General features: G+C 63.9%; 10 protein-coding genes. 4 read left to right on the top strand and 6 right to left on the bottom strand.

Going from position 1 to position 8590, the window contains the following annotated elements; translation table 11 throughout:
- Nucleotides 1-348: 348 nt before the first annotated feature.
- The gene (locus tag AC2FNS_RS16115; RefSeq protein WP_496797486.1) at nucleotides 349-2067 is read left to right on the top strand and encodes a bifunctional sulfate adenylyltransferase/adenylylsulfate kinase; all 1719 of its coding nucleotides are present in this window, start codon (nucleotides 349-351) and stop codon (nucleotides 2065-2067) included.
- A gap of 75 nt (nucleotides 2068-2142) precedes the next feature.
- Here AC2FNS_RS16115 and AC2FNS_RS16110 read toward each other — a convergent pair whose 3' ends face one another.
- The 4 genes from AC2FNS_RS16110 to AC2FNS_RS16095 all read right to left on the bottom strand — a co-directional run bounded on the left by AC2FNS_RS16110 (nucleotide 2143) and on the right by AC2FNS_RS16095 (nucleotide 4631).
- Nucleotides 2143-3009, bottom strand: coding sequence for a hypothetical protein (locus tag AC2FNS_RS16110; protein ID WP_496678591.1), 867 nt, complete (start codon nucleotides 3007-3009; stop codon nucleotides 2143-2145).
- Nucleotides 3006-3893 (bottom strand): PhzF family phenazine biosynthesis protein, encoded by an 888-nt coding sequence (locus tag AC2FNS_RS16105; protein WP_496797485.1) that lies wholly within the window; start codon nucleotides 3891-3893, stop codon nucleotides 3006-3008. Before AC2FNS_RS16105 ends, AC2FNS_RS16110 begins: the two co-directional genes overlap by 4 nt.
- A 96-nt stretch (nucleotides 3894-3989) precedes the next feature.
- Entirely contained in the window at nucleotides 3990-4214 is a 225-nt protein-coding gene (locus AC2FNS_RS16100; RefSeq protein ID WP_496678593.1) for a DUF1150 family protein, read from the bottom strand.
- A 3-nt stretch (nucleotides 4215-4217) separates the two neighbouring features.
- Nucleotides 4218-4631, bottom strand: coding sequence for an Hsp20 family protein (locus AC2FNS_RS16095; RefSeq protein ID WP_149776452.1), 414 nt, complete (start codon nucleotides 4629-4631; stop codon nucleotides 4218-4220).
- Between the two features lie 165 nt (nucleotides 4632-4796).
- On the opposite strand from AC2FNS_RS16095, the gene AC2FNS_RS16090 reads away from it, so the two are divergent.
- The 3 genes from AC2FNS_RS16090 (at nucleotide 4797) to AC2FNS_RS16080 (ending at nucleotide 6651) form a co-directional block, all read left to right on the top strand.
- Nucleotides 4797-5021, top strand: coding sequence for a YdcH family protein (locus AC2FNS_RS16090; RefSeq protein ID WP_005981552.1), 225 nt, complete (start codon nucleotides 4797-4799; stop codon nucleotides 5019-5021).
- Between the two features lie 81 nt (nucleotides 5022-5102).
- Entirely contained in the window at nucleotides 5103-5591 is a 489-nt protein-coding gene (purE, locus tag AC2FNS_RS16085) for a 5-(carboxyamino)imidazole ribonucleotide mutase (RefSeq protein ID WP_496711260.1), read from the top strand.
- Complete coding sequence (locus AC2FNS_RS16080) at nucleotides 5584-6651, top strand: 5-(carboxyamino)imidazole ribonucleotide synthase (RefSeq protein WP_496711261.1); 1068 nt, start codon at nucleotides 5584-5586, stop codon at nucleotides 6649-6651. The genes purE and AC2FNS_RS16080 overlap by 8 nt, the downstream gene beginning before the upstream one ends.
- Here the strand turns inward: AC2FNS_RS16080 and AC2FNS_RS16075 are convergent.
- The gene (locus tag AC2FNS_RS16075) at nucleotides 6648-7808 is read right to left on the bottom strand and encodes an alpha-D-ribose 1-methylphosphonate 5-triphosphate diphosphatase (RefSeq protein WP_496711262.1); all 1161 of its coding nucleotides are present in this window, start codon (nucleotides 7806-7808) and stop codon (nucleotides 6648-6650) included. The genes AC2FNS_RS16080 and AC2FNS_RS16075 overlap by 4 nt on opposite strands.
- Entirely contained in the window at nucleotides 7805-8578 is a 774-nt protein-coding gene (locus AC2FNS_RS16070; protein ID WP_496711263.1) for an alpha/beta fold hydrolase, read from the bottom strand. Before AC2FNS_RS16070 ends, AC2FNS_RS16075 begins: the two co-directional genes overlap by 4 nt.
- Nucleotides 8579-8590 lie beyond the last annotated feature (12 nt).

The raw sequence follows: 8590 nt of genomic DNA, 5'->3' as shown, positions 1-8590 counted from the left end.
GTTGCGCGCGGCGGGGGTCGCGACCGATGCGCTGACCTTGCGAAGTTTCCTGCTGCGCGGCGTGTCGGAACCGCTGGCCGCGCTGGCGGTTGAACGTGCCAGCGATCTGAACACTTTGCTGGCGCCCGCGGAACAAATCATCGCCGACTGACCCGATTGTCGGCGATTTGCAGAAATCTGGCTACGTTCGCGAGATTTTCGGGGAAAATTCTTCCAAAACCGGCAAAAACCGCGCATATCCTCCTTTGTTTCATGAAACGGTGTGGACTTTGCTCACCGACCGGGGCACATGCCCCCACGGAACGCACCTGAATCACCAAGCAACCACACTGCGACAAGAGTATTGCAATGACGATGTTGAGTAATCTGGCCCCGATCCCGGAGCTGTATGTTTCTTATGAATCCGCACAGAAGCTGAAGGTCGAAGCCGCCGACCTGACCAGCTGGGATCTGACCCCGCGCCAGATTTGCGACCTGGAACTGCTGATGAACGGCGGGTTCAACCCGCTCAAGGGTTTCCTGACCGAAGCCGACTATGACAGCGTGGTCGAGAAAATGCGCCTGGCCGATGGCAGCCTTTGGCCGATGCCGATCACACTGGATGTCAGTGAAGAGTTCGCCGAACAGATCGAGCTGGGTCAGGACATCGCCCTGCGCGACCAAGAAGGCGTGATCCTGGGCACCATGACGGTGACCGACCGCTGGACCCCGGACAAGTCGCGCGAGGCCGAAAAGGTTTTCGGTGCTGACGACTTGGCGCACCCGGCCGTCAACTATCTGCACAACGTGGCCGGGAAGGTTTACCTTGGCGGTCCCGTGACCGGCATCCAGCCGCCGGTGCATTACGACTTCAAAGCCCGCCGCGACACGCCGAACGAGCTGCGCGCCTATTTCCGCAAGCTGGGCTGGCGCCGCATCGTCGCGTTTCAGACCCGCAACCCGCTGCACCGCGCGCATCAGGAACTGACCTTCCGTGCCGCGCGTGAGGCGCAGGCCAACCTGCTGATCCATCCGGTCGTAGGCCTGACCAAGCCCGGCGATGTTGATCATTTTACCCGCGTACGCTGCTATGAGGCGGTGCTGGACAAATACCCGGCCTCGACAACTACGATGAGCCTGCTGAACCTGGCGATGCGCATGGCAGGCCCGCGCGAAGCGGTCTGGCACGGCCTTATCCGCAAGAACCACGGCTGCACCCATTTCATCGTCGGCCGCGACCATGCCGGCCCGGGCAAGAACAGCCAGGGCGAGGACTTCTATGGTCCCTACGACGCGCAGGACCTGTTCCGCAAATACCAGGACGAGATCGGCATCGAGATGGTCGACTTCAAACACATGGTCTATGTGCAGGAGCGCGCCCAGTACGAACCCGCGGACGAGATCGAGGACAAGGACAACGTCACGATCCTGAACATCTCGGGCACCGAACTGCGCCGCCGTCTGCGCGAAGGGCTCGAGATCCCCGAGTGGTTCTCGTTCCCCGAGGTGGTCGAGCAGCTGCGCCGCCGCTATCCGCCGCGCAGCCAGCAGGGCTTTACCGTCTTCTTCACCGGTTTCTCGGGCTCGGGCAAATCGACCATCGCCAACGCTCTGATGGTCAAGCTGATGGAGATGGGCGGCCGTCCCGTCACGCTGCTGGACGGTGACATCGTCCGCAAGAACCTCAGCTCGGAACTGGGCTTCTCGAAGGAACACCGCGACCTGAACATCCGCCGCATCGGCTATGTGGCCTCCGAGATCACCAAGAATGGCGGCATTGCCATTTGTGCCCCGATCGCACCCTACGCGGCCACACGCCGCGACGTGCGTGAGGAGATCGAGCAGTTTGGCGCCTTCTGCGAGGTCCACGTGGCCACCAGCCTCGAGGAATGCGAGCGCCGCGACCGCAAGGGCCTGTACAAGCTGGCGCGCGAAGGCAAGATCAAGGAATTCACCGGAATTTCGGACCCCTATGACGTGCCCGAAAACCCGGAACTGCGGGTCGAGACTGAGAATGTGGACGTGGACAACTGCGCCCACCAAGTTCTGCTGAAGCTGGAAAGCATGGGGCTGATCGCGGCGTCGTGATCCGAGCTGCCCCAAAGTTCAGAGGCCCCCGGTTTCCGGGGGCCTTTCTTTTTGGTCCGGCGCCAAAGGTGATCGTCAGCCGCGCAAGGCGTCACGCAGGGCCTGTGCCGCGCGGGTTTCGAAATCGCCGAACCACGCCGCCTTGTCCTGTATGGCCCGCAGATGCGGCAGGCGTGATTGATAATCCTCTTCGGACGCCGATTGAATCGCACGCTGGATATCGGCTTGGCTGTTACACAGGATCATGCCCTTGGTATCGAAAAAATCACCGATATTCGGGCAGCCCCAATAGATCGGCACGGTCGCGCACAGGATCGCGTCAGTCAGTTTTTCTGAAAAGTAGTTCCGCTCACGCACGTTTTCGATGATGACCGAATAGCGATAAGGCGCCAGCCCGTCGGATTTGCGCTCGAACGGGTTGTAGCCACGGCCCATGATGTCGACATCGGCCCCCGCTTCGCGCGCCCAGTCGATCACCGCATGGCGTAGCTGATGCCCCTCGAGATCGCGCTTGGCCGAGGCGATCAGCGAGCACGACCGGTGCTTGGTCACGTCCAAGTCGCGCCAATCGGGCACCTGGGTCACGCCATAGGGCAGGAACACCGCGTTGGGCAAGCTGTCCAGCAACACCTCGTGGAAGGTGAACACCCGGAAGAATCGCCGCCAGGTCCATCGCAGCATCCGGTCATGCTTGCCATGGATGGCCGACGGCTCGCCCATCATCAGAGATATCCGCGCCCGCGTGCCGCGCCGCAGCCGCAAATGCACAGTCGAGTTGGGATACATGAGCAGATGGTCCGATGGTGTCAGGTCGCCCACGGTCTTGCCCGTCAACCGCTCGGGGCAGCCCAAAGGCCAGATCAGATCGGACAGCGGCACCGATGTCAGTTTCGGCCCCAGACGGTGGCCGTAGGGCAGGATCGCGATCGCAGATTCGGTCATTGCAGGGTGTCCGGCAGGTCGGTCTGGCCGCGCATCAGGACGAACCCGCACCCGGCGACCTTGATGCCCGTCATCGCATCCGGCGGCCCCACGCGGGTGACGACGGCCTGCCCCGGGCGACCCATGTCGTGGCCCTGTTCGGCGACAAAGCTGTCCTTGGCCATAAGCCCGTATTTCCACAGATACGCCGCCATGGCGCCGGTGGCCGATCCGGTGAACGGGTCTTCCGGCGGGCTGGGCGGGGCCAGTAGCAGGCGCGAGAACGTGTCGCCCGCCTCGGTTGCGCCTTGCAGCGTCACCAGGAAAGGTTCGGCCATGTCGGCGCCTGAATAGCCCGCCGTCTGCGCCACTTGGCGCAGCGCATCCAGGTTCAGTTGTGCCGCGCGCAGGGCCGCGTGATCGCGCAGGACGGTAATGCAGAACGGCAGCCCGGTCGAAACCACCTGCGGCGGCGAAACGATCGCGCTGGCGGGCAGCCCGATGGCGGCCGCCACCAGCTCGGGCGCGACATGCGGGCCGAACTCCGGCGCGACCTGCGTCATCTCGATCTGGTCGCCATCCAAACGGATGCCCACGATCCCCGCACCGGTTTCCAGGGTCAGGGTGTTGCCCAAGATCAGCCCGCGACTGCGCATCGCGGCCACGGTGGCTATGGTCGGGTGACCGGCAAAGGGAATTTCACGGCTGGCCAGGAAATAGCGCACCCGGACATCGGCCACGTCCGAAGGGCCGGTAAAGGTGCATTCCACCAACGAGGTTTCGCGGACGAAGGCTGTGCAGACCGAAACGGGCAGATGTGCACCCTCATGCACGACCGCACAGCCATTTCCGCCAAAGGCGCGGTCGCTGAAGGCGTCCACCCAATCGAATTCGAACCAGCTCATGTGCCCTCGTGCCCTGTCGGTCTGCGCTCAGGGCCGGGCCCTGCGGGTGGGAGTATGTCCATTCGCGCGGCCTGAACTGCGCCGTCGCGGGCCGTGTCAGTGCACGGCCACCGGCGACAGGTCATGCTGGCGGGCCAGAACGAAGGCCAGCTTGCGGTCGGCAACCAGCGCCAATTGCTGCCCATCCGAGTTGTGGACGGCATAGAGATGTTCCAGATCTCCGGCCTGCGCGCGCACCTCATGCGGCAGCTTGGCCACGTCCACGGCTTTCACATAGACGATCCGATCGCCTTCGGTGTTGATTTCATACGGTGTATTCATGGCTTACCCTTTCCTGATGTTGATCGTCTGCACCACGGCTTCCGGCACGGCGCGGGTCAGGTCGATGTGCAGCAGACCGTTTTCCATGATGGCCTCGCCCACTTCGACCCCGTCGGCCAGAACGAACATGCGCTGGAACTGACGGGCCGCGATGCCGCGATGCAGGAACACGCGCCCCTCGCTGTCGTCGCGTTGACGGCCCCGGATCACCAGTTGCCGATCCTCGATGGTGATCGACAGGTCGTCTTCGGAAAACCCGGCCACGGCCAGGGTGATGCGGTACGAGTGATCGGATGTCTGTTCGATGTTGTAGGGCGGATACCCTTCGTTTCCGGCCTTTGCGGACCGTTCCAAAAGGCGTTCCAACTGCTCGAACCCCAGAAGATGCGGGTATGAGCCAAGAGTAAGTTTTGACACGTTTTCTCGTCCTTCTTTGTCAAAGCGACGTGATGCGCGGCCCCAAGTCGGCAACCGCACACATCAGAATATGGGGTGAAATACGGCCGACCACAAGGTCTAGGAGATTTCACCCGAACGCACTATTCTGTGGGTCACGCACCACCAGCCACGAATGAGTCGCCCATGAATGCGCCCACCGACATTTCGATGAAAACCGACGAGGTTCTGCGCGTCGAACTGGAGGTGTTCCGCCAGCAGCACCGCGACCTGGACGAGGCGATCAAGGCGCTCGAGGCGACCGGCACCGCCGATCAGCTGACGGTGAAGCGGCTGAAGAAACAGAAGCTGCGCCTGAAGGACATCATCCGGCTGATCGAGGATCGCCTGACCCCTGACATCATCGCCTGATCCGGCGCGGTCAACCGCATTGCCACGCAAGCGGATTTCACTATAGTGCGCGCTTCCTAACGCAGGCGGGGAACAGGGCAGATGAGCGAGATCAAGGTCGGAATCATCATGGGCAGCCAGTCGGACTGGCCCACCATGAAAGGCGCTGCAGAGATACTGGACGAACTGGGTGTGGCCTACGAGGCCAAAATCGTCTCGGCCCACCGTACGCCGGACCGTCTGTGGGAGTACGGCAAGAGCGCCGTGCAGCGCGGGCTTCAGGTGATCATCGCCGGCGCTGGCGGTGCCGCGCACCTACCGGGCATGATGGCGTCCAAGACGCGGGTGCCGGTGATCGGCGTTCCAGTTCAGACGCGGGCGCTGTCCGGTATCGACTCGCTCTATTCCATCGTGCAGATGCCCAAGGGCTTTCCGGTTGCGACCATGGCCATCGGTTCGGCCGGCGGCGCCAATGCCGGCCTGATGGCCGCTGGCATTCTGGCCCTGCAGGACGCAGCCTTGGCCGACCGGCTGGACGCCTGGCGTGCGGCACTGTCGGACTCGATCCCCGAGGAGCCCCGCGATGAGTAGCCCCTTGCAGCCCGGCGCGGTGATCGGAATTCTGGGCGGCGGCCAATTGGGCCGGATGCTGTCGATGGCCGCGGCGCGACTGGGCTTCGTGACCCATATTTTTGAGCCGGGCGCCAACCCGCCCGCGGGCCAGGTGGCGCATCGCGTGACCACCGCATCCTATGAGGATGCCGAGGCGCTAGCCGCTTTTTCGCAATCCGTCGATGTCATCACCTACGAGTTCGAAAACATCCCGACCGAGGCGCTGGACGTTCTGGAGTTGTACCGCCCCATCCGGCCCGGCCGCGAGGCGCTGCGGGTCAGCCAGGACCGGTTGACCGAAAAGACATTCCTGCAAGGTCTGGGCCTGAACACCGCACCCTTTGCCGATGTGACCGACCTGGAAAGCCTGCAGGCCGCCATCGAACGGATCGGCACGCCGGCGATCCTCAAGACCCGCCGCTTCGGCTATGACGGAAAGGGGCAGGCGCGGCTGAAGACGCCCGAGGACGCCCGGGCCGCGCTGGCCGACATGCAGGGTGCACCCGCGATCCTGGAAGGCTTCGTGAATTTCAGCCACGAGGTGTCGATCATCGCCGCCCGCGGGCTGGACGGCCAGGTGGCCTGTTTCGACCCCGGCGAGAACGTGCATCGCGACGGCATCCTGCACACGACCACAGTGCCCGCGCGCCTGTCCCCCGCCCTGCGGACCGACGCGGTGCTGCTGGCCGCGAATATCCTGAACGCGCTGGATTATGTCGGCGTCATGGGGGTCGAACTGTTCGTGACACCGCAGGGCCTGATCGTGAACGAGATCGCGCCGCGCGTTCACAACTCGGGTCACTGGACGCAGAACGGCTGCGCGGTCGATCAGTTCGAGCAGCATATCCGCGCCGTTGCCGGCTGGCCGCTGGGCGACGGGCAGCGTCACGCGGATGTGGTGATGGAGAACCTGATCGGCGACGATATGGACCGCGTGCCCGAGCTTGCGCAACAGCGTGACGTGGCCCTGCACCTCTACGGCAAGGCCGAGGTCAAGCCGGGCCGCAAGATGGGCCATTTCAACCGGATCAAACGCTAGCGCGCCGCGGCGACGAACCGCCCGGCGATATCCCCCGACAGGAAACTGACCCGGCCGCCGGCGATGGTTGCCGCCACGCGCTGCGTTTCAGCGTCCAGAATGACCAGATCGGCGCGTTTGCCGGGTTGCAGCGACCCGCGGTCTTCAAGGCCAAGTACCCGCGCTGGCCCCGACGACACCAGCGCCCATGCGCCCGCCAGATCCATCAGCCCCGATTTCATCAGCATCAGCGCCGCCCTGCGCGGGCTGGGATAGTGGTAGTCCGACGCCAGCGCATCGCACAGACCCATGGCGAGCAGGTCCAGCGCGCTGACATTGCCCTTGTGCGATCCGCCCCGCACCACGTTGGGCGAGCCCAGAATGACGTGATCGCCCGCAGCCTTGGCTGCCTCGGCCGCCTCGAGCGTTTCGGGAAATTCGGCGATATGCACGCCGCGTTTGCGCCAGTGGGAACGGGCCTCTGCCGTCGCGTCGTCATGGCTGCCCAGACGCACGCCTTGCCGGGCCAGCGCCGCGCACAGCGCATCAAGCGCAGAGGGTACCTTGGAGGTCCGGGCATGCATCGCCTGCAGCATCTTCAGGTGCGCCTCGGGGCTGCGACCGGCCTTGAGCGCTTGCCCTGTCAAACGCGGCGGGGTGCGCCCCTGCGCCAGACGGTCATGCGGCAGGTGATCGTTGAACACGACATAGGGCACCTGCCACTCGGCGATGCGCCCCGGCAGGTGGGCATAATCGTCCAGCAGGTGGGTTTCGAACCGCAACTGCGGGATCAGGTCAGTGACCACACTGCCCTTCACCGCCGCGATCGCGCGGAACACGTCGGCGGCGAAACGAGGGCCGCGCACGCCGCCCTCCCAGCTGTAGAATTGCGCCAGCACGGCGGTGGTGATGCCATTGGCCGCCAGCTCGGCCTCGGCGGCACGGATGCCCTCGTCCATCTGCTTCATGGCCCCCCGGCGCGGGGCGATGTGACGCTCGAACCCGTCGCCGTGCAGGTCGATGATGCCCGGCAGGACCAGATAGCCGTTCAGATCAACGACCTGCGCACCGCCGCCTTCTTGGATCAAGCCATCGGCGATCGAGAGGTCGTCACCGACAAGTCCGCAGTCAGGGTGCAGGACCTGCGCCCCGGTAAAGGTCAGTTCCAATGCGGTCACCGCGTGGGCTCCGAGTCGGGTTCGCCGCAGTCCTGGCCGATGCAGATCTCATCGATGATATCGAGAACACCGTCCAGCCAGGTGATGCTGCGGTCGAAAGATCCGTATTCGATGAAATGCAGCGCTTGGGCCATGACCCGCGGGTTGTTCATCATGAAGGTGTGTGTCACCGGCAAGACGATGTGGTCGGCCATGCCTTCGACCTTGGTTTCCTCGACCGCGACCTTGCCGTCGTCCGGCCCGTCGACCAGCGCCGAAAAGACAGGGTTCAACGAGTTTTCCCCGGCGATCACCCCGAGTTTGAAATCCACCGGTGGCAGGCGTCGGGGGATGCCCTCGGAGCCTGTTCCCAGCTGCAGTCCCGCAGGCCCGTTCAACAGGCCGAACACCTCGAGATCGCCTAGTTCGTCGACCAGCTGGCTACCTTGATTGGGCGGGCCCAGCATGACCACGCGGCCCAGGTTTTCCGGGCGATGATCCTGCAGCCAATAGCGCAGCAGGATGCCGCCCATCGAATGCGCCACCACGTTCGCCGTGTCGCCGTTGCAGGCCGAAAAGGCCGCTGGCAAGGTCTGGTCCGCCAATTCGGGAATCGGCAGGTCGGTCGAAGGGTAGCCCGGGCGCACGACGTCATAACCGTGCAGTTCGAACAATTCCTCCATGACCGAAAAGGATGCCTCGGTCCGGGCAAGCCCATGCAGAAGAACCACGCATTTGGCGTGCGCCAGCGAAGGCGTCAGGCACAGAAGGATGACGATCAGAAAACGCATTCCCGCCAGATA

It is taken from the genome of Ruegeria sp. BHSA191 (genome assembly GCF_059613325.1).
The sequence above is the reverse complement of the archived record's forward strand: the minus strand, read 5'-3'. Positions and strand labels throughout refer to the sequence as shown.